Raw genomic sequence first — 21,526 nt, 5'->3', positions numbered from 1 at the left:
GCTAGCGCGTGCTTACGTGCTCTTTCGGGTGCCCGTTAAGCCATTCTTTAATCGCATTATCCAGGTTAATGTATTTAAACCAGGTCTGCTTGACGTAAACCGTTCCATCGGGCTCAATTAAATAAGCCATGTTCGGCGCCTGACCAAACGATACCCAGAAATCATTGGTTGGCTTATCGACCAGCACAGGCGCCAAAATCCCGTTCTGCTGTTTCCATTTCTGCGCCAGAGCCTTCCGTTCACCATACGTTCTGGGCTGTTTGGCTTCAATATGCTCCCGCACATTTTCCTTTGCCAGACTGATTTGATTGGTCTGAGAGTAGGGGCTAGACATATCCATTGGGTGCGCGTCGATCGTGTAAACGATGTACGTACTGATTTTGTCCGTATACTTTGCTGTCAGGGCATTAATATTGGCCAGATTATGGCGGCTGATATCGCAGGTGTAACTGCCGGAGATCAGCAATATCGGTTTGTTTTTTGCCAGCACATCCGAAAGGGTAAACTTTTCACCTTCGGGTGAATACAGCGTTAAGTCCGGGACTTTTGCTCCTTTTTGGTAGCCCAATTTTTCGAAATTCCGATAATTATTTTTGATCCCTTCAGAAACGGGAAGCGTTATTGTCGTCGCATCTCCAGGAATCGGATTTGCGTTTTTGGCTGTATTGTAACTTGTACGACATGAGGATAAAGTAGTTACTAAAAGTAAGCTGAGGAGGTAGCTTATTGATTTCATACGTAAAACGTTGAGAAAATTGTGGGAGTTACGCTGGCTATTTAAGGATTCGCTTACAGAAACATATGGATCAAATCAGGATAAAAAGCGATGGATGCAAGGCAATATTATATGATAAAAGTTACTGAACGAATTAAAATTATCTTAAAGCGACGTAACAATAAGTAATTGATTTTTAGTTGTTTAGGTATATATTTCTACATTATTTCAAGCTTGTTGTTAATTGTATTCAAGACGATTTATGAGTATAAATATTGAGTACTATATACGTAATATGCTTTTGCTTATTTTCAAATTATTATAGTAATTGTTGATTTAAAGGAATTTAAGTCCGATAAAAGATTTTAGAGGAAGGAATAAATTCTAAAAGCTGACAGTTGATTAATAAGTAGATATACAGTAAATTATTTCGTTTTTGGTGAGTAAAATTAGCAGCATTAAAATTTATGGATTTCTGTAGAGCACGGCTTTATTCTGCCTATAGTTGTTGCAAACGAATTGTATTACAGAGTAATTGATGAAGCCGCCCATCCTGCTTGTTTCTGCCATTCGACGCATCTATTTAGTCGTCGTCTTATTGAGTGCGGGCTGTCATCAGGAAGAGAAACCGCCCACTCCAGCCATTCGGTATCGGATCAGTAAAACGGTTCAAACCGCATTCAATTTCGAGCAGACAACCACGTATCAGTACGATGGTCAGAATCGACTGGTGGCTGTTCGTGAATACCCATCCATTGCTGATACATTGGCTAACGTAACACCAACGACAGTAAGTACGGTGAATTATCAGGCTTCGGCACCTGCCCGATTTGACTTTACCAACCAACGCCTGACAAAGCCTGCGTACACGAATGGGAAGCTCCTATACGGTCTTCGGCGGACGTTTAATTATGACTCGCAGGGCCGTATAGCCGTGGTGACTGAGTCGAACGCGTTGGATGATTTTAAAAACTTTCAGCTTTTTCAGACATTCCAGTACGAATATGGCGCTGATAATCTGCCGACTACGCTAATTATAACGGGCGCTGCCCCGCTACTGGAACGTAACGTGTACGGCTACACTTTCGAGAATGGCAATGCTGCGCATGTTAAACTGGCCATTACCAATTCACGATCCTCGGTGCCAACGTTGCTGGAGTACGACGTTCGGTTTGATGAGGCTCCCGGTATTTATTTCAACTTTTTTGCGATTTATCCGGGTGTTACGTCTTTCAATAAAAACAACGTAATCAATACGAACACGACTCATTATCAGGATGAACGGGGCTTGCTGATCAAACGTGTCAGAAAGGGGAATTATATCGACGAAGTGACCGAGTACACGTATGAGACGTATTGAGCGTGCTGGATAAAAAAAGGCCATATGGAAACCACATGGCCTTTTTGATTATGAATGTTAAATCAGTAAAAAAATTAGCGGGCGTGAGCCATCATGCTCTCATCAATTTCAATTCCTAAGCCCTGAGCTATACGAGCGCCTAACTCCGGATCGGCCCGGAAGAAGTGGCAAATCTGACGGTTTAGAATCAGCTCACGTTTCGGTCCTGTTACGTTTTTCAGCGAACCCAGCAGGTTATTCACCTGCGTAGTCCGTTCAGCATCCGACAATACTTGGCGGAAGAAAATCCCCGGTTGTGTATAATGGTCATTTTCGCCCTCGCCGTTACGGTCGTACCAGTCAGCTACCAGTGAGTCAAGTTGCTCAGCAGGCTCTTTATAACTGTTGTCTACCTCAATGTCATCGAAGCTATTGGGGAAGTAATTGGGTGCACTGCCGCCATTGCCATCGAGCCGCATCTGGCCATCGCGCTGGTAGTTATTCACTGCATACGGGCAACGGTTTACGGGCAGTTGTTCATAATTGGCACCCAGCCGATACCGATGCGCATCGGGATAGGATAACAACCGGCCCTGCAGCATTTTATCGGGCGAGTAGCCGATACCATCGATGATGTGGGCGGGTGCAAAGGCGGACTGCTCTACGTCGGCGAAGTAATTGTCGGGTACGTGATTCAGTTCCAAAGTACCCACATCAATCAACGGAAATTCGCCCTGTGGCCAGGTTTTGGTCAGATCGAACGGATTCCAGCGGAAGGTTTTGGTTTGCTCCAGGGTCATCACCTGTATTTTCACGGCCCATTTCGGGAAATCACCGGCATCAATGGCATCGACCAGATCGCGCTGGGCCCAGTCGGCATCCATTCCTTTCATCCGGCCAGCCTCAGCATCCGTAAAATTCTTGATTCCCTGTTCAGTCTTGAAATGGAATTTCACATACACCCGCTCGTTGTTCGCATTAATCATCGAAAACGTATGACTGCCAAATCCGTGCATGTGCCGGTAGCTATAAGGGGTTCCCCGGTCGCTAAACAAAAACATGACCTGATGCAGACTCTCCGGATTCAGTGACCAGAAATCCCACATCATCGTCGCGCTTTTGCAATTAGTACGTGGATCACGTTTCTGCGTATGAATAAAATCGCCGAACTTTTTCGGGTCTTTTATAAAGAAAATCGGCGTATTGTTGCCAACCAGATCCCAGTTACCATCTTCGGTGTAAAACTTCAGCGCGAAGCCACGTGGATCGCGTTCGGTGTCTGCTGAGCCCTTTTCACCCCCTACGGTTGAGAAGCGAAGAAAGGTTTTTGTTTGCTTTCCGATCTGGTTAAACAACTTGGCTTTCGTGTATTTGGTAATGTCGTTCGTAACCGTGAACGTACCGTAAGCGCCTGACCCTTTGGCATGTACAACCCGCTCCGGAATACGCTCCCGGTTGAAATGCGCCATCTTCTCGTGCAGAATGAAATCCTGAAGAAGAATCGGGCCACGTGGGCCAGCCGTCATCGAATTCTCGTTTTCAGCGTAAGGCTTGCCGGAAGCCGTCGTGAGTTTTTGCTGGAATCTGCCATAGTACCTGATGGGTTAAGTGTTATGAATGAAGAAATGTGACTGATCACATCACAATACTACGGAAACGGTTAGTATCATTCAAACTGATAGTTTTTATACTTTGATAGATTTTGTTGATATAACTTGCCATGAAAAAAGTACCGAATACACTACCTGATGAATATTCAACAACTTGAATACATTACCGCCGTCGATAATTTTCGCCATTTTGTTCAGGCCGCCGAGCATTGTCATGTGACGCAGCCAACGCTGTCCATGATGATTCGAAAGCTGGAAGAGGAACTGGACGTAAAAATTTTTGACCGGACCAAACAACCCATTATCCCCACAGCCATCGGCCGTCAGATTATCGATCAGGGAAAAGTAATTCTTCGGGAGGCAGGCCGACTGAGTGAAATGGCCCGGCAATACAATGGCGATCTGTCGGGCGAGTTAAAAATCGGCGTCATACCGACCATCGCCCCCTATCTACTGCCGCATTTTGTCCAGGCGTTTATTCAGCAGTACCCCGAAATCCGGCTGCATATTTCTGAGATGATTACTGAACGTATCGTCAACGAACTGAAAACGGGAAATCTGGATGTTGGCATCGTAGCATCGCTGTCTGATGACCCCGCCTTGCAGGAAATTTCGCTGTATAAGGAGCGTTTTTATGCGTACGTGTCGGAAAAAACAATGCTTTACAGCAAGCAATACATTCTGCCCGGCGATATAGAGCCCAATGAACTCTGGCTGCTGGAGGAGGGGCACTGTTTCCGGACCCAGATTCAGAAACTTTGTGAATTGAGCCGTAACAGCACCTTTGGGGCTAGTTTCAATTATCGCTCAGGCAGCATCGAAACATTGATGCGAATGGTAGACCGTAATGGCGGCATTACCATTCTGCCCGAACTGGCGGTTCTTGAACTTCCCGAAGATCGACGGAAATACATTCGGAAATTTAAACAGCCAGAGCCCACCCGCGAAGTATGCCTGGCTGTCAATCGGGAACAGGTTAAAACCCGGTTGATTGACGTACTAAAAACGTCCATACTGGCAAACGTTCCGAAGCAGGTGGCTTAGTGAAACGAAGAGTACTGTAGATTCGAACGGACAGTTTCTGATGAAAAGAACAGAATCTACAGTAATACCAGAGAAATCAGAGATCGATTAAGCTATTTTCCTCGACGCAAAGTCAGGTTCGTGGGTACGTATTTCATTGGCAAGATTCGCCAGATAGGTGTTGCCTTCCTTTTTGTACCGATCGATTTCGTCGGCTGTAAGTAGCAGACTGATTTCATAAAGTCCCACAGAACCACTCACGACGGTAAAAAGCAGCTCACCGGAATCGTTCTCGGATAGGCTATAATTCCAGCCTTCTTTCGCCAGTTCTTTCATAAAATCCGTTCGTTACAGATCCGATTCAACGTATTTGCCTTTCGGAATGCGGTCTACTACGGCTTCAGAATAGCCCGTTGGCAAATGTCCGCCCGGCAACCAAAGCGCATTCGCTCCCATTTCATTGCCCGAAGGTAAGCGAACATGCAGCTCTTCCGGATTCGGAATGTCGATGCGGGCCAGAGGCTTACCCTGCCAGCTACCGGCCGGAATCCCCAGTTCAACCTCGATGGCAGCTACGTTTTTGGCTGTTTTCTGCAACATGGCGTCCATTTCCTGTTTAGCCATCACAAATTGCGTATTATCTGGATACCCCAGCAATTCCCGGCCGAAATCATCCAGCGCCTTTTTTGTCACCAGATACGATGCGCCATTCTTGAACAACGACAGCTGATACGTAATGTACGAACCTTTCAGATATACCGATGGATCAGGGCGCTGGCTTTTCGGTAGTGCCAGAACTTTCTGCGAATCCCACCCATTTATCCAGGACTCTTCCAGCGTTGGGGCCTGCGGTACAACATGGTCAGTACAAGCGAAGGCCAGTGCCGACAGAAAAACCGCCAGCAACGATTTCATAAACGATAGTTTCATTAGAGAAAGAGTAATTGTGAGTAATTGGAACGGGTTTATGTAGGACAAAGCTCGAGAGCCAGGCCCCTAAACCATCGGGAATAAAAGTAGCAATAAAGGCGAAATTCGATTACTATAACTTACTGCTTTTGATTGAATGGTAGCATTTTTATGGAGTTATGCCCACCAACGAGAAACAAAAACGCCGGATATCTCTGTCCGGCGTTTTTTGTCCTGTGTTAGCATGTCGTAATCAAATCGCTCCCGCCCTAATATCATCAACTACCGCAGGATCGAGCAAAGTCGACGTATCACCGAGGTTGCTGGTGTCACCTTCGGCAATTTTCCGCAGGATTCGGCGCATGATCTTGCCCGACCGCGTTTTGGGTAGACCCGTTACGAACTGGATTTTGTCGGGTTTGGCGATGGGGCCAATAACGCGGGTTACCGTCGCCAGAATGTCGCGCTTGGTCAGGTCGGCGTCGTGGTCAGAAGGCTGCTGATCGGTGATAACGTATGCGTAAATACCCTGCCCCTTGATGTCGTGCGGATAGCCCACCACGGCACTTTCCACCACGCCCGTGTGCATGTTGATGGCATTCTCCACTTCAGCCGTGCCGATGCGGTGGCCCGATACGTTCAGTACATCGTCTACCCGGCCCGTAATGCGGTAGTAGCCGTCTTCATCGCGCAGGCAGCCGTCGCCCGTGAAATACAGCCCCGGATACGTAGCGAAGTACGTCTGTCGGCAGCGCTCGTGGTCGCCATAGGTCGTGCGGAGGATGCCCGGCCAGGGGAATTTTAGGCACAGATTTCCACTGACGCCATTGCCTTCAATTTCTTTGCCGTTCTCATCCACCAGAATCGGCTGGACACCCGGCAAGGGCAACGTAGCGTACGTCGGTTTCGTTTTGGTAATGCCCGCCAGGGGCGAAATCAAAATACCCCCCGTTTCGGTCTGCCACCACGTATCGACAATGGGGCAGCGGTTTTTGCCGATATGATCGTCGTACCAGTGCCAGGCTTCCTCGTTGATGGGTTCACCCACCGAGCCCAGCACCTGCAAGCTGCTCAGGTCGTGGTTTTCGACCTTCTCCAGACCAAAACCCATCAGGGAGCGGATGGCGGTAGGCGCGGTGTAGAGAATATTGACCTTGTGCTTGTCGGTAATATCCCAGAAACGGCCGCAGTCGGGGTAGGTAGGTGTGCCTTCAAAGATGATCGACGTAGCGCCACTGGCCAGGGGGCCGTAAACAATATAGCTGTGGCCGGTAATCCAGCCGATGTCAGCCGTGCAGAAGAACACCTGCCCCGGTTCGTACTGGAAAACGTTCTGGAAGGTGTAGGCGGCATAGACCATGTAGCCACCGCACGTATGGACCACGCCTTTTGGCTTGCCCGTACTGCCGGAGGTATACAGAATGAAGAGCATGTCTTCAGCGTCCATTTCCTCGGCGGGGCAGTCGGCCGTAACCTGCTTGAGTTCCTGTTCCCACCATATGTCGCGGCCTTTGAGCATGGAAACCGGGGTGCGGGTACGGGTCAGCACGATCACTTTCTGAACACTGGGGCAGCCAATCAGCGCGTCGTCGACAGTGTTTTTCAGGGGTACTTCTTTGTTTCCCCGGTAGGCACCATCCGCCGTTACAACGACTTTGCATTGAGCGTCGTTTATACGATCGGCAATGCTCTGGGCAGAAAATCCGCCGAAGACCACCGAGTGGACTGCACCGATACGGGCACAGGCCAGAATGGCGATGGCCAGTTCGGGCACCATCGGCATATAGATACAAACGCGATCGCCTTTCACGACGCCATTGCGTTTCAATACGTTGGCAAACCGGCACACCTGATCGTGCAGCATCCGATAGGTTAACGTAACGCCCGCGTCATGGGGGTCGTTGGGTTCCCAGATGATGGCGGGTTGATCGCCCCGCTCGGCCAGGTGCCGGTCGAGGCAATTTTCGGTAATGTTGAGCTTGCCGCCAATGAACCACTTGACATTAGGCTCGGTAAAATTCCATTGCAGGGTTTTGGTCCAGGGTTTGCGCCACTGAAAATTCTGGGCGATTTCAGCCCAGAAGCCTTCAGGGTCTTCCACACTTTTCTGGTAAGCGGCCTGGTACTCGTCAAACGTTCGGATACGCATTTTTGAATGAGCGAATGAATGAATTGCGAATGAGTGAATCAATATGCTTCAGCAAAGCTATTCACTCATTCGCTCATTCGCTCATTCGCAATTGAATTTTAAGATTTATATTCCCCATCGAGGGCGTACTTGCCAAACAGAATCAGTCCGCCAACAACGATGGGCACCAACACACACAGTACAACCCAGCCAAACACGCGATCTTCGAGCTTATCGCTGCCAATTTTAACCAGGCTATCGGTAATGCGGTCGTAACCAACATAGACGCCGATCAGTATCCACAAAACGCCAAGGTATTTTTTGAGTAATTCCATTTTTTGATAAGTGAAAGTGTGAATAAGTGAAAGAGCGACAGCCATCAGTCGTATTTTTTGCTCGTTCACTCACTCGCTCTTTCGCTTTTGTTATTTAGGTATAAAAGTCCAATGACAAAGCAAACACTGGCTACCAGCATCGGATACCAGAGCCCTTCGAGATAAGGTTTTGCTACTGAACCGGGTACGGTCTCGTTCGCTTTGGTGGCCGTCGCTACGAGTGCTGTGGCAATAAAGGGTGTAAGGCCGCCAAAAATACCGTTTCCGATATGATAGGGCAGCGACATAGACGTATATCGAATTCGTGTCGGGAACAGCTCGACCAGGAAAGCCGCAATGGGGCCGTACACCATCGTTACGTATAAAACCTGCACGAAGACCAGCAGAATCATCATCCAGAAACCATCTGTGGGTAACGTAATGGCTTTCGTGAGTTCAGGCTTAGCCGATGTTTTTGATCCGTCCGCCAATGTCACTGCTTTTTCTACGTCTTTCTCGACCAAACCACCAGCGAAAAAATGCGTCGTGGTTGTGGTGGTCAGTAGCTCGCCATTTGGTTGTTTGGCTAGTTTACGATCAATGGTACGGGCATCGGCAAATTCCTGTTTCTGCGTTAAATCAGTAAGGCTGTACATTTTATCGTAAATCGGGCGATACGTCAGAACGCCCAGGGCCATACCCGCCAGCATGATGCCTTTACGGCCAATCCGATCCGACAAACCACCGAAGATGACAAAGAAGGGCGTAGCAGCCAGAAGGGCAATCGCTACAATACTGTTCGACTGTACGAATTCAACGTTACAGGCTTTCTGAATAAATGAGAGGGCATAAAACTGACCTGTGTACCAGATAACTCCCTGCCCGGCTGTAGCACCAAATAAAGCCAGCAACACCATTTTCAGGTTTTGTTTCTTTCCGAAACTTTCGGCCAGCGGATTTTTTGAGACATTCCCCTCTGCTTTTAATTTTGAAAACAGGGGTGATTCGGCCATACGCAACCGAATAACGATGGAGACAGCGACCAGCAGAATCGACAGGATAAAGGGCACCCTCCAGCCCCAATCCGAAAATTTGTCAACGCCCAGCGATTCACGCGTGATCAGAATAACGCCCAGCGATACAAACAGGCCGAGGGTAGCCGTTGTCTGAATAAAACTTGTATAATAACCACGTCGTCCTTCGGGAGCATATTCAGCTACATAGGTAGCCGCTCCACCATACTCACCGCCAAGGGCCAGCCCCTGAATCAGACGAAGCAACAGCACAAGCAGGGGTGCCCAGAAACCGATGGTTGCGTAACCGGGAATGAGGCCAATGGCAAACGTAGAGCCACCCATCAGCACCAGCGTTACCAGAAACGTATATTTCCGGCCAACCAGATCGCCTAGTCGTCCAAAAACCAGCGCACCGAACGGCCGAACAACAAAACCAGCCGCAAACGTTGCCAGCGTCGACAGAAGGGCAGCGGTTGGATTGTCTTTCGGGAAAAACTGAGAAGACAGAATAGCGGCTAAACTTCCGAAAATATAAAAATCGTACCATTCGATGAGTGTCCCGACCGACGAAGCCGAAATCACTCGAAAGAGGGTGCGATTGTCAACAGCCTTTTTTGCTTTGGCTTGCTTGGAAATCATGAGTAAAGTCTTTCCCGCAAAAGCAGCCAGCGCCCGGTTTTTACCGTACCCGTGTTTGAATGATAGAATTGTTGAATGATTGAATTGCTGACGCAGGTAATACTTATTCATTCAATCATTCAACAATTCAATCATTCAATTTTTAAGGCGATAGCCGCTCAATGAGCCAGGCCCCTGCTTCTTTTCGGTAGCGGATGCGGTCGTGCAGGCGGCTGGGGCGACCTTGCCAGAATTCCAGTACGTCGGGCACAACCCGAAAACCACCCCAGTAAGGTGGGCGAGGCACAGGTTGGCCGGCAAACTGGGCTTCAAGTTCCTGCTGGCGGATTTCCAGTACCGAACGACTATCAATTACCGTGCTCTGGTGCGAAACCCAGGCTCCAATCTGGCTCCCGCGCGGACGACTGCTAAAATAAGCGTCTGATTCTTCAGGGCTGACTTTTTCTACGCTGCCTTCAATACGTATCTGACGTTCAAGTTCAGGATAGAAGAAGGTAAGAGCCGCAAACGGGCGCTCAATTAATTCGCTTCCCTTGCGGCTTTCATAATTCGTATAAAACGTAAATCCAGCCTCTGAAACATCCTTCAGCAGCACAATACGTCCATCGGGTCGCCCATCGGAAGTAACCGTGCTGACGTGCATGGCATTTGGTTCGGGAACGCGGGCGTCAAGCGCCGAATCGAACCACCGGCGGAACTGGGCAATTGGATCAGGCAGAACATCGGCGGCATCTAGCCCATGAAGAGTATATTCGTTACGTAAATCGCTGATTGCTGGAAGCATTCCATGGGTTTGTTTAACGGGTTTTCAATTACTGTGCTACAAGAAAATCCGTATATTATCGTACTTTTGCAAAAGTAATCGGTACGTTCCCAACATGGCAAACCAAGAACAGGAAATTAACCAGCAACCAGAAACCACAATCCAGGCTAATGGACCGCTGGCAGTGAATACTCCAGAACCCTCTGAACCCTCTGCTGAGGCAACTCCTGTTGAGGAGCCCTCTGCCGGGATAAATAATTCTGAACCTCAGTCAGAGGTTGCAGATGTTACCTCTTTGGCCGAGGCTCAGTCTGAGCCTTCCGAAGAACAGTCGGGAACAACTCACGTTGATAATATAGAAAGTACATCACCTGATATACCCGCTTCAGCGGTTGTTTCTGTACCCGCTGATGATGATTCGCCAAGTGCTCAGGAGGTAACAACAGCTGAAACCAGCGTACCGACCGTTGAGGCCGAAGCATCGCCTGTCGCAGAAGAATCAGAACTCGTTGCTCCTGTAACGGACGTAGCGGAAGCAGAGGCTGAAATACCTGCCGTTTCTGAGGAGGTTCAGGCGCAGTATGCGGATGTTCCGGAACTGGACGATGAGGCTTCGGCTCACCCAATCACGGATTATAGTCAGTTCTCGAAGGCAGACTTTGTGAATTTGCTTGAGACGCAACTGGCCGCTACCAGCGTAGCGTCGGTAACGCCCGGCGATTTTAAGAAGGCCGATCTGATTCTGAAAGAAGTTAAACCCCTCTTTGATCAGCTAAAGCGTACCGAACGCGAAGCCGCGTTACAGGCTTACATTGCTGAAACAGGTTCTGAGGAAGGATTTGATTATAAGTACGATGATTCGACCCAGCGGTTCGATGATCTTTATAAGCAGATTAAAAGCCAGAAGAATACGTATTTCCAGAATCTGGATAAAGCAAAGGATACCAATTTCGCTTCGAAAACGGAGTTGCTGACTCGTTTGCGTGAATTGGTCGAGAACGACGAAAACAACGCGGGCGACCCGAAAGTAAGCTGGAACGAGTTTAAGAAAATTCAGGACGAGTGGAAAGCGGCTGGCAACATGAATTCCCCGCACAACGCTACGCTCTGGGCTACGTATCATGCACTCGTTGACCGGTATTACAGCAACCGTAATATTTATTTCGAGTTAAAAGAACTTGACCGGAAACGGAACGCTACCCTCAAGACAGAGGTAATTGAGCGGGTCGAAGCCATGGCGAAGTCGTCGGAAGAAACGCCGGTTACGCGCCAGACAATTGACGAAGCCAACGCCTTGTTTGAGGAGTACAAACATATCGGGCCAGCTCCCAAAGCCGAGCAGGAAGTTTTGTGGGGACGTATGAAAGCGGCTTTAGACGTACTGTACGACAAACGTCGGGGGCAGACGAATGAGCAGCGTAAAGAATCCGCACAACTTTACGAAGAGAAATCGGCGATATACGAAGAACTGGTTCCTATCACCTCCTTTACGTCGAACAGCATTAACGACTGGAACGACAAAACGAAGGTTGTCATGGCTCTTCAGGATCGCTGGAATGCTATTAAAGGGCCAATGCCTCGTGATGAGGGTAAGGAACTGAGCAAAAAATTCTGGGCTGCCCTGAAAACCTTCTTCCACAATAAAGGTGAGTTTTTCAAGCAACTGGAAAGCAAACGGGAAGAAAACCTGCGGGCTAAGATTGATCTGTGCGAACAGGTAGAAGCCATTCTGGCCTCGGGTGAGGAGTCGCCCGAAATTACCCAGACGGTGATTGAACTGCAACGGCAGTGGAAAAACATCGGTCAGGTACCTGAGAAACAGAAGAACACGATTTTTGATCGATTCAAGGCCGCCTGCGATGCGTTTTTCAATAAAAAACGCTCGAAAAATCAGGAGACAGAACGTGAATTTGAAGATAATCTGGCTCTTAAAGTCGCGCTTATCGAACGTATTGAAGCCGCTGCAAGTGCAAACGCTGATCTGTCGCAGCTTAATGAGTTCAAGAAGGAGTGGAGTGCCATCGGATTTGTCCCGAAAAAAGACATGCAGTCCATTCAGAAACGCTATATCAACGCCGTAAACGCCCTGGTCGGCGCAACGGGGAAAATACCCGCGAAAGATAAGGAGCGTATTATGCTTCAAAGCGAAGCTGAGGCTACCCGAGGCAGCCGGGACCGGGATTTCCATAGAGGAGATCGCGATGGGGGCGGAAAACGCGAGAGCGATATTCGCCGACGGATTACCTCTATCGAAAACGATATTGCTACGTACCGGAATAACATCGAGTTCTTCGCCCGCTCGAAGAACGCTGACAAACTCCGCGCCGACATCGACAAAAAAATTGCTGATGCTGAAAAACAGCTGGCTGATTTACGTCATCAACTTCGCGTAGCTCAGGCATAATCAAATACCAAAAAGCGAGAAAGTCGCCCAGGTCAGACCTGGGCGACTTTCTCGCTTTTTTTACAAACCAGCTTGCGCATAAATCCCAAATTCACTACTTTTGCATCACAATTCGGAAACGGGTTGTGCGATTGTTGCCAGTGTCGGATAGCGGTCGATTCCGCCTGATTTGTAATCAGGATGCGCAAGCGCGTCGGGGGTTCGAATCCCTCCACTGGCTCCCTGATTACCAAGCACTTACAAGTATTTTGTAAGTGCTTTTTTTATGGACTTGCAGAGTGTCTGACAAGAACCAGAAGTTGTTGAGTGTAACGTCTTTTCAGATTTGAAATTTTATTCAAACCTGTTGGTTTTGAGAAAATTTCTCAGGGGGATAATTGGCTAAACGTTAAATAGACGCCAGTTCCCTCCCAATCCCTTTTTTCGCTCTATAATGATTTGATTAAAATCAGCTGCTATAAAAGGACCGTTTAAAATTTCAGTTAATACCACTGTTTATTAGACCATCCGGTTATTTTTGCACTGGCCTTTGGCCAATTTTGCCCAATTTGCCCGTCCCTTCATGTCAAAGAAAACCAAGATCGTGGCCACTATTGGCCCGGCTTCCGAAACGAAAGAACAACTGCTGGCACTAGCCAAAGCTGGAGTAAATGTATTCCGGCTCAACTTTTCACACGGTACGCATGATGATCACCTCATGCGACTGAACCGAATCCGTGAAATCAATGAGGAGTTTAACCTGAATCTCTGCGTATTACAGGATTTGCAAGGACCTAAAATCCGGATTGGTAATGTTGAAAATAAAGATGGCGTAATGATTGTGCCTGGTCAGGAACTGGTCTTCACAAACGACGACATTATAGGTACGGCTGATCGTGTCAGCACCCCCTACAAAGACATGTACAGAGATGTGCATCCGGGCGAACGCATACTGATGGACGATGGGAAACTGGAAGTTCGGGTGCTGCGAACAGAGGGAACCGATGTGGTAACTGAAGTGGTCTATGGTGGATCAATGAAATCCAAAAAAGGAGTTAATCTGCCAAACACAAAGGTATCAATGCCTGCGGTTACTGAAAAAGACTGGGCCGACCTCAAATTTGGACTCGAACATGACGTAGAATGGATTGCTCTGTCCTTTGTGCGCGAGGCATCCGAGATTATCGAGATTAAAGAATATATTAAGGCGCAGGGCAAGAAATGCCGCGTTATCGCCAAAATCGAAAAGCCGGAAGCCATCCAGAATATCGATTCGATTATTGCAGCTACGGATGGGTTGATGGTAGCACGGGGTGACCTGGGGGTTGAATTACCCGCTGAAGAAGTACCCATGATCCAGAAAATGCTGGTGGAGAAATGCAACAAAGCCGCTAAACCGGTTATTGTGGCAACGCAAATGCTCGAAAGCATGATTGATGCGCCCCGTCCGACCCGCGCTGAAGTGAATGACATCGCCAACTCCGTCATGGATGGGGCCGACGCCGTAATGCTCAGTGCTGAAACAGCATCGGGTAAATATCCAATTCTGGCTGTCGAAAGTATGGCCAATACCATCAGACAGGTTGAATCGACCACCGACAAAATTTATTACCGTTACCATGCGCACGTAAATGAGGAACCGACTCAGAATGTGATTAACGATAACGTAGTGATGAGCGCCTGTCGATTGGCTCGCGATACGAAAGCGAAAGCGATTATAGGTATTACAAATTCAGGCTATACGGCCGTACGTATATCCCATCACCGTCCTAAAGCTGCGCTGTATGTGTTCTCCAACGATCCACAGCTACGTAATACGCTTGGTTTGTATTGGGGAGTTGAAGTATTGCCCTATGAACCCGACCTGACCCTGACGGTCGACCAAACGGTAGAAGGCATCAAGCAAACCCTTGTTGGACAAGCCAAGCTGGCTTCCGGCGATATTTTCATCAATACGCTCAGTATGCCACTCACGCAATCTCGCCGGACGAACACGGTGAAATTGAGCACTGTGGATTAGCCAAGCGCCACTTTATCAGAAAGGCCACTACGTTCAATTGCTGAACGTAGTGGCTTTTCTGTTTATACGGTAGCGGAAATACCAGTCAGACTGGCTATCGGCTTTATCGCCTAAATAATTATATTGCTTAATTGTACTTTAAGAAGAATATTTTATTTAATCTGACAAATCCCTTAAAAAAGTTGGTAAAACGTTATATATAGATAATTTTAACCCTTCATTACTCCTTCTGACAATATACTCCCATAATGTTATTCAGATGGCTATTGACGTAGTAATTCCCTATAAAATGACCTGGGCAGTTGACCGGTAAATTGGGCTACCGCCCTGTTGAACAGCTTCGTCCAGTCCCTCATTCCCGAACATACAGCTGATTGAATCAGCATCGAACGATTTATCAACAAGGAACATGGTTTCAGAATGGACCAGTAGTCTGCTTGAATCTTATCGAAGTAGATTAAATTCATATGACGAAGTGTTGTCGCCCGATGGGACAGTAAAACCGCATTGGCAAAAATTATTTTCTTCATTGGAAAGAATCGGCAATGAAGAGCTTAAAAATCGTTCTCAGGAAATAAAAAATAAAATCAGGGAAAACGGTGTCACTTACAACATCTATCAGCATCCAGGCGGTTTAAACAGCCCCTGGAAATTAGATCTGATTCCTTTTCTGATTGAACAGAAAGAATGGCTGGCTATATCAAAAGGGTTGCAGCAACGAGCTATTCTGCTGGACCTGATTCTGCGGGACATTTATAGCGATCGTAATCTGATTAAAGACGGCGTACTGCCGGCAGAACTGGTCTATAATAATACGGGCTTTTTTCGCGCATGCCACGACGTAAAATCACCCACGCAAAATCAGTTGATCATGTACGCTGCCGATATGGCTCGTGGACCGGATGGCCGAATGTGGGTCGTTGATAACCGGACTCAGGCGCCTTCTGGCTCGGGTTATGCACTTGAAAACAGGGTGATTATCAGCAAAATAATACCTGAGCTTGCCAGCGGAATGTACATCAGTCGCCTGTCGCCGTTTTTCACCCAGGCACAGCAATCCATATTTAAAGTATTTCGCGAACGTTCGGAGTATTTAAACGTCGTGTATTTAACGCCGGGGCCGAACAACGAAACCTATTTTGAGCAGGCTTATCTGGCTTCTTATCTGGGGTACACGCTCGTTCAGGGTGATGATCTGATCGTAAAAAACGGCTTTGTCTGGATAAAAGCGATTGATGGCTTACAGCGTGTCGATATTATTATTCGACGGATTGATGATGAGTGGTGCGATCCGCTCGAACTCCGGCTGGATTCCAGGCTTGGCGTTCCCGGATTATTGCAGGTGATTCGGAATGGAAACGTAATGGTTATCAACCCTCCGGGTAGCAGTGCTGTTGAAAACTCCGCGTTCAATGCTTTTTTGCCCTCACTATGCCGCTATTTTTTGAAGGAAGAACTGATTCTGCCGTCAGTAGCTACGTGGTGGTGTGGGCAGCCTAAAGAGCTTCAAAGTGTACTGGATAATTTAGATAAACTTATCATCAAAAAAGCGAACCGGAAACAGGTATTTCGGTCGGTATATGGCAAGGAATTATCGGCCGATCAACTGCAGCAGTTACGGTTACAGATTTTACAAAATCCTGCCGACTACGTAGCGCAGGAAGAGGTAAGTTTTTCGACGGCACCTGCCTTTGTCGATGGCTATATTGAGCCTAGATATGCCGCTATTCGTGCATTTCTGACCGCTACGCCCACAGGTTATCAGGTAATGGAAGGCGGCCTGACACGCAGTTCGGCCGTAAAAGACAAGTTTACGTTTTCGAATCAGTACGGAAGTGTCTCAAAAGATACGTGGATAGTGTCGGATGAAGCTGAAATCATTCGCGAACGTATTAAACTTCCGGCAACATCCTACCAGCAATCACAGGCTTCGTTGCCCAGCCGCAGTGCCGAAAATTTATACTGGGCTGCCCGGTACAGTGAACGTAGCATGAGTGCTACGTCTTTCCTGATGATTACGCTGAATGCCTTAAATTTTCAGCGCAATTTCGGCAGTGAAAACAAAACACAACACATTGATATATTACTCAAAACCATATCGAACTTAATTCATATTGAGCCTTATTTTTCAGATGAAAAGAAGGATGATTTTAAAAATCCTTATCCAATTATTGCCGAGTGCATATCAAATGCAGCGAAGGTAGGAACGATTACATCCACGATTCAGTCATTTCTTATGACCATGATTGCCGTTCGTGAACGATGGAATATTGTAACCTGGCGAACCATTGATGTTGTTGAAAATATCAATCAGAAACTTCAGCAAATTCATTCGAATCAAAACCCAAATGAGATACACAATACGTTGAATAACCTGCAAAGTAGCTTATTCACGTTCTACGGAATTGTGAGTGAATCTATTCCACGTAACAATGGCTATTATTTGTTTGAAACGGGTAAGCTAATTGAACGTATCCTCTCAAAAATAACGATCATCAAATCCATATTTAGCATTAAAACAGAGCCATTTATTGAAAATGAATTGATGGAAGTCGTGCTAATGAATCACTTTGCTTTATCGCACTACCGATCGACGTATAAAACAAATTTTGAAAAAGAATACGTACTGGATATGATCTTGCTGGATAAGCACATTCCTTCTTCGCTGGCTTATTTACTGGATTCTTTAGATCATACCATTAGTCAATTACCCCAAACATCAGGCCGTTTAAGTAAATCCAGAAAAGCTATACTTGAAGCCGTTACGCAAATTAAACTTATTGATATTGCCGGAATTGCTACTGTAGAACCGGAGTCGCAGGCGTATGAAAAACTGAGTACTATTTTATCTCAGGTTTATTCGCTGATTCTATCTGTATCTGATTATATAACGGATCAATATTTTAATCACACAGCAACTCAACACTCGATTACAGAAACAATTGTTGATTTAGAGAATGAATTATAGGCTATTTCATAAAACGCAGTATGACTACAGCGAAAACGTGAATAACTATCATGGGCTGGCCTGTATAATGCCTAAAAATTCAGAGCGTCAGCTTTGTCGTGATTTTTCACTTTCCATTTTTCCGATACCCGACGAATTGTATTCCCGAATCGATTTTTTCGGAAATACGACTCATTATTTTTCCATTCACAAACCCCACAATAAACTTACGATACTAACCAAAAGTACCATTGAAACGTATGCATCAGCGGCAACAACGTCGGTATTGACGAACGAGACCGTCCGAAATAAACTTGGCACCGACAGCGCCCTGAAAAACATGCTGCTTGATTATATGCTTCCTAGTCCATTTGTTCAGTGGGATGCAGAGGTCAAACGGTTTGCCGCCGGGTTCTTCTGCGATAACCGGCCATTTTACGAAAGTGCCCGGCTGTTATGCCATAAAATCTTTGCCGATTTTACGTACGTACCGGGCTTTACAACCATTCATACCCCGCTCAAAACCGTATTGCAGGAAAAAAAGGGAGTCTGTCAGGATTTTTCACATCTGGCCATTGCCTGTCTGCGTAGCATGGGTTTTGCCGCCCGCTACGTAAGCGGCTACCTTGAGACAGAACCACTACCGGGAGAAACGAAGTTGCAGGGATCGGATGCGACTCATGCCTGGATATCGGTCTACGTACCGGATCTGGGCTGGTGCGATTTCGACCCGACCAATGATCTCATTCCGCAGGAGCGACATATCATTACGGCCTGGGGACGCGATTTTGGCGATGTATCTCCGCTGAAGGGAATCATTTTCAGCACAGGCAAGCATGATTTTCAGGTTGCCGTCGACGTAATACCAATTTAGTCATTGGCCATTAGTCATTGGTTTCTTAGTCAAGTGACTAATGATCAATTGACTAAAAAGCCGCGAAACCAAAGGTCATCGCGGCTTTTTCGTTCTCACTGAAAATGAAGACGTTTTAAGAATTATACAAAGCTTATATAGTAACTATATTTAGGCTTTCTCTGTTTTCGCTGTCTTATCTGCTTCGGGCTCTTTGGCAGCGGGAGTTTCAGTTTCTACTGCATTCTCGGCTTCATCGGCCTTTGTTTCCTCTGCCGGAGCTTCGAAAACTTCAGGCGCAAACTGCCGTAGAATACCGTACCAGCTGATAAGCTTTTTAATATCCGTTGTGCGGACGCGTTCGCGGTCGTAGTTTGGTACAACAGAGGCCATAAAATCAGCCAGTTCGTCGTTTGTTCCTTTCGGGTCCACCGTCAGCGTATCGCCGTATTTCTCACTTATTGCTTTTAAGACCTCGCCAAGCGCAATAGACTGTTCGTCGCTCTCGTCATCGACATAGATCGAAATATCGTTCAGAACCGACACGCGAGCTGTTGGCCCCATCATGGTTTTGGCCTTTTTGCCATCTAATGTCTCGACAATTACGCCCGCCCGACCAGGTTTAAGAATTCGGTAAAGACCGCTGTATCCAGCGACATTGGCAATCTGTTTTAATGCTTCCATAACTAAACTTTGTAAATGGGTAACGTGTGTTTTGGGGGGTCTATTGCCTTTTTATTAAGTGAAAAAGCGAAAGAATGAACGAGCAGAGCATTTCCTAACCGTTTGCCAAAGCTCATTTTTTTGTTTTTACGATTTTATGTTCTTTAAGGTAACTGTCGTTCAGGGATCTGATAAAAGACAGAATGTCTTCGCGGCCAGCCGCCGTAATGGCTGACGTAATAAAGAATTGAGGGGCTTCCTCCCAGGTTTCAAGCATCTTTGTTTTGTACGCTTCTACGGCCGTTTGAAGTTTGGTAGTCCCTAACTTTTCCGTTTTTGTAAATACGATCACAAAAGGTAGACCTTGTGTACCCAGATTAGTCATGAAGTCAAGGTCTATTTTTTGTGGCTCAATCCGCGAATCAACCAGCACAAAAGTGCATAGCAGATTTGGCCGGTTCTGTAAATACCCGTCGATCAGGGCCGCAAACTTCTCACGCTCTGTTTTGCTTACCTGAGCATATCCGTAGCCCGGAAGATCCACCAGAAACCAGCTATTGTCGATAAGAAAATGGTTGATCAGTTGAGTCTTGCCCGGTTTCCCTGAAATTTTAGCCAAGGATGCACGCCCTGTCAGCATATTAATCAGCGACGATTTGCCAACGTTGGAGCGCCCGATAAACGCATACTCGGGCCGGTCGGGTTTTGGGCATTTGGCCGGGTCAGAATTACTGACCAGGAACTCAGCTTGCTTAATAGGCATAACATGGTTGCTGTAAAACGGGCGCAAAGTTCGTAAAGATTCAGCAGAATGACACAGGGTTCGTTGTTTGCAAATTTCAGATATGTCAGCTAATTTGGCTTGAAACAAGGAACGATGAGAAACGAAAATTGCTTGTTGATACGTTATAACCCCGAAAACTATAAAGAACTACCGGTTCGGCCGTGTCAATCATGAAAAAAGTATTCTGGCTTTTCGCAATGCTATTCGTAGGGTTTGGCTCTACCTCAACCTACGCTGCCCTTCCTCCAGTGGCAACTCGTGCCGGAGGTGTAAAGGCTACGCTGCATAACAGCACCGAAGGCATTCTGTTTACCGAGGCTTCCTGGAAAGAGATTCTGAAGAAGGCAAAAGCAGAAAAGAAAGTTATTTTTCTGGATGCGTATGCAAGCTGGTGCGGTCCCTGTAAGCTGCTCCAGAAGAATGTTTTTACGAAGAAAGAAGTTGGCGACTTATATAACGGTAAGTTCATCAACGTAAAAATGGATATGGAGAAAGGGGAAGGACCGGCGCTGTCGCAGGTATATCCGCTTGAAGCCTATCCGACACTTTTATTTATCGACGGCAATGGCCGCCTTTTAAAGAAAGTGCTGGGTTATCATTCACCGGAAGAGTTGATTGCTATTGGCAAGAGCGTAAAGCCTGCTATGTAGCGAGTTTGTGAGCTTTCCCGTGCCTGACTTTTAATCAGCTCACTACGTATTCATAAGCAAGAAAGCCCTTGATGGACAGTCGGCCATCAAGGGCTTTCTTATAATCCGCAGATAAGAAGGCGATTTTAGCGGGGGATGAAGACCGTGAGATGGTCTGAAAAATAGGCAAAGCGCTACGTAATAGTTGCCGGGTAAACTGTATTTAGTCGGTCTGTCGATACCGGGGCAGAAGTAGTTCTCCTTTTCTGCTTATGGCGAACCGTAAAAAGTGACAGACAGGTAAGTATCTGATTGGCTTATACGGTAAGAAGAACAAAATAAAGGCACATGGGTTACAACCGAGACGGATCGTTGTTGCGCTGGTCAACAATGAAGTCGACTTATGCTTTAATACGATAACTCTGCTATGGAAAACGAATCCATCAAAACGAAGATACTAGCCGACTATAAAATTCTACTAGGGTTAAAGTTTGATAGCCCTCAGGTAGTTTATGATAAGTTGAAGCTGATAGGTGAACACATTAAGCAATTGACAGGACTGGATGGGAGCGAGGACTACAGCCAGGCGGCTACCCTGATACACGCAGCCATGACCAATGAATATATAGCTTTCGCCGAAGCGGCAACCAATGATAATAAGGAGCAGACGCTGGCTCAGCTGAAGCACAAAGTGGCTGAAGCCTGCCAGCTTCTGCACATTCACACTTAACGGGATGACTACGTTTGCGTTGATAGTGGCCACGGCATTTAAGAAAAGATTGATGTACAGA

General features: G+C 46.9%; 19 protein-coding genes and 1 tRNA gene. 9 read left to right on the top strand and 11 right to left on the bottom strand.

The window, feature by feature from the left end; all coding sequences use genetic code 11:
• Position 1: 1 nt before the first annotated feature.
• Positions 2-736 (bottom strand): deiodinase-like protein, encoded by a 735-nt coding sequence (locus LN737_RS29600; RefSeq protein ID WP_405514668.1) that lies wholly within the window; start codon positions 734-736, stop codon positions 2-4.
• Between the two features lie 517 nt (positions 737-1,253).
• On the opposite strand from LN737_RS29600, the gene LN737_RS29595 reads away from it, so the two are divergent.
• Positions 1,254-2,075 carry a hypothetical protein gene (locus LN737_RS29595; protein WP_405514666.1) on the top strand — a complete coding sequence of 274 codons (822 nt, stop codon included), beginning with the start codon at positions 1,254-1,256 and terminating at the stop codon, positions 2,073-2,075.
• 74 nt (positions 2,076-2,149) lie between these two features.
• Here LN737_RS29595 and LN737_RS29590 read toward each other — a convergent pair whose 3' ends face one another.
• Entirely contained in the window at positions 2,150-3,655 is a 1,506-nt protein-coding gene (locus tag LN737_RS29590; protein WP_405520571.1) for a catalase, read from the bottom strand.
• 147 nt (positions 3,656-3,802) lie between these two features.
• Between LN737_RS29590 and LN737_RS29585 the strand changes: the two genes are divergently transcribed.
• Positions 3,803-4,708: a hydrogen peroxide-inducible genes activator gene (locus LN737_RS29585; RefSeq protein WP_405514664.1), complete on the top strand. Its 906-nt coding sequence runs from the start codon at positions 3,803-3,805 to the stop codon at positions 4,706-4,708.
• An 87-nt stretch (positions 4,709-4,795) separates the two neighbouring features.
• Here the strand turns inward: LN737_RS29585 and LN737_RS29580 are convergent, their stop codons facing one another.
• The 6 genes from LN737_RS29580 to pdxH all read right to left on the bottom strand — a co-directional run bounded on the left by LN737_RS29580 (position 4,796) and on the right by pdxH (position 10,477).
• The gene (locus LN737_RS29580) at positions 4,796-5,023 is read right to left on the bottom strand and encodes a hypothetical protein (RefSeq protein WP_405514662.1); all 228 of its coding nucleotides are present in this window, start codon (positions 5,021-5,023) and stop codon (positions 4,796-4,798) included.
• Positions 5,024-5,035: 12 nt separating this feature from the next.
• Positions 5,036-5,617 carry a hypothetical protein gene (locus LN737_RS29575; RefSeq protein ID WP_405514660.1) on the bottom strand — a complete coding sequence of 194 codons (582 nt, stop codon included), beginning with the start codon at positions 5,615-5,617 and terminating at the stop codon, positions 5,036-5,038.
• Between the two features lie 232 nt (positions 5,618-5,849).
• On the bottom strand, positions 5,850-7,745 hold the full coding sequence (gene acs / locus LN737_RS29570) for an acetate--CoA ligase (protein WP_405514658.1): 1,896 nt from the start codon (positions 7,743-7,745) through the stop codon (positions 5,850-5,852).
• A 98-nt stretch (positions 7,746-7,843) separates the two neighbouring features.
• Positions 7,844-8,059, bottom strand: a complete 216-nt coding sequence (locus LN737_RS29565; RefSeq protein WP_405514656.1) for a DUF6814 family protein — start codon at positions 8,057-8,059, stop codon at positions 7,844-7,846.
• Between the two features lie 65 nt (positions 8,060-8,124).
• The gene (locus LN737_RS29560) at positions 8,125-9,693 is read right to left on the bottom strand and encodes an MFS transporter (protein WP_405520569.1); all 1,569 of its coding nucleotides are present in this window, start codon (positions 9,691-9,693) and stop codon (positions 8,125-8,127) included.
• A gap of 142 nt (positions 9,694-9,835) precedes the next feature.
• Positions 9,836-10,477 carry a pyridoxamine 5'-phosphate oxidase gene (gene pdxH, locus LN737_RS29555; protein ID WP_405514654.1) on the bottom strand — a complete coding sequence of 214 codons (642 nt, stop codon included), beginning with the start codon at positions 10,475-10,477 and terminating at the stop codon, positions 9,836-9,838.
• 94 nt (positions 10,478-10,571) lie between these two features.
• Between pdxH and LN737_RS29550 the strand changes: the two genes are divergently transcribed.
• From LN737_RS29550 to pyk, 3 genes are all read left to right on the top strand, one after another.
• Positions 10,572-12,860, top strand: a complete 2,289-nt coding sequence (locus LN737_RS29550; RefSeq protein ID WP_405514652.1) for a DUF349 domain-containing protein — start codon at positions 10,572-10,574, stop codon at positions 12,858-12,860.
• Positions 12,861-12,996: 136 nt separating this feature from the next.
• A tRNA-Thr gene (locus LN737_RS29545) sits at positions 12,997-13,080 on the top strand.
• A 342-nt stretch (positions 13,081-13,422) separates the two neighbouring features.
• Positions 13,423-14,859 (top strand): pyruvate kinase, encoded by a 1,437-nt coding sequence (gene pyk, locus LN737_RS29540; RefSeq protein WP_405514650.1) that lies wholly within the window; start codon positions 13,423-13,425, stop codon positions 14,857-14,859.
• Between the two features lie 282 nt (positions 14,860-15,141).
• On the opposite strand, the gene LN737_RS29535 is transcribed toward pyk, so the two are convergent.
• On the bottom strand, positions 15,142-15,270 hold the full coding sequence (locus LN737_RS29535; RefSeq protein ID WP_405514649.1) for a hypothetical protein: 129 nt from the start codon (positions 15,268-15,270) through the stop codon (positions 15,142-15,144).
• 118 nt (positions 15,271-15,388) lie between these two features.
• Here LN737_RS29535 and LN737_RS29530 point away from each other — a divergent pair, with 118 nt between their 5' ends.
• Positions 15,389-17,827 carry a circularly permuted type 2 ATP-grasp protein gene (locus tag LN737_RS29530; protein WP_405514647.1) on the top strand — a complete coding sequence of 813 codons (2,439 nt, stop codon included), beginning with the start codon at positions 15,389-15,391 and terminating at the stop codon, positions 17,825-17,827.
• On the top strand, positions 17,817-18,680 hold the full coding sequence (locus LN737_RS29525) for a transglutaminase family protein (protein WP_405514645.1): 864 nt from the start codon (positions 17,817-17,819) through the stop codon (positions 18,678-18,680). Before LN737_RS29530 ends, LN737_RS29525 begins: the two co-directional genes overlap by 11 nt.
• Positions 18,681-18,830: 150 nt before the next feature.
• Here LN737_RS29525 and LN737_RS29520 read toward each other — a convergent pair whose 3' ends face one another.
• Positions 18,831-19,343, bottom strand: coding sequence for a DUF5606 domain-containing protein (locus tag LN737_RS29520; RefSeq protein WP_405514643.1), 513 nt, complete (start codon positions 19,341-19,343; stop codon positions 18,831-18,833).
• 112 nt (positions 19,344-19,455) lie between these two features.
• Positions 19,456-20,085 carry a ribosome biogenesis GTP-binding protein YihA/YsxC gene (gene yihA / locus LN737_RS29515; RefSeq protein ID WP_405514641.1) on the bottom strand — a complete coding sequence of 210 codons (630 nt, stop codon included), beginning with the start codon at positions 20,083-20,085 and terminating at the stop codon, positions 19,456-19,458.
• 191 nt (positions 20,086-20,276) lie between these two features.
• Here yihA and LN737_RS29510 point away from each other — a divergent pair, with 191 nt between their 5' ends.
• Together LN737_RS29510 and LN737_RS29505 are read left to right on the top strand one after the other, a co-directional pair.
• Positions 20,277-20,756, top strand: coding sequence for a thioredoxin family protein (locus tag LN737_RS29510; RefSeq protein WP_405514639.1), 480 nt, complete (start codon positions 20,277-20,279; stop codon positions 20,754-20,756).
• Positions 20,757-21,162: 406 nt separating this feature from the next.
• Positions 21,163-21,465, top strand: a complete 303-nt coding sequence (locus LN737_RS29505) for a hypothetical protein (protein ID WP_405514637.1) — start codon at positions 21,163-21,165, stop codon at positions 21,463-21,465.
• Positions 21,466-21,526 lie beyond the last annotated feature (61 nt).

The sequence above is a fragment of the Spirosoma sp. KNUC1025 genome (genome assembly GCF_045160025.1).
Classification (GTDB): Bacteria; Bacteroidota; Bacteroidia; order Cytophagales; family Spirosomataceae; genus Spirosoma.
The sequence above is the reverse complement of the archived record's forward strand: the minus strand, read 5'-3'. Positions and strand labels throughout refer to the sequence as shown.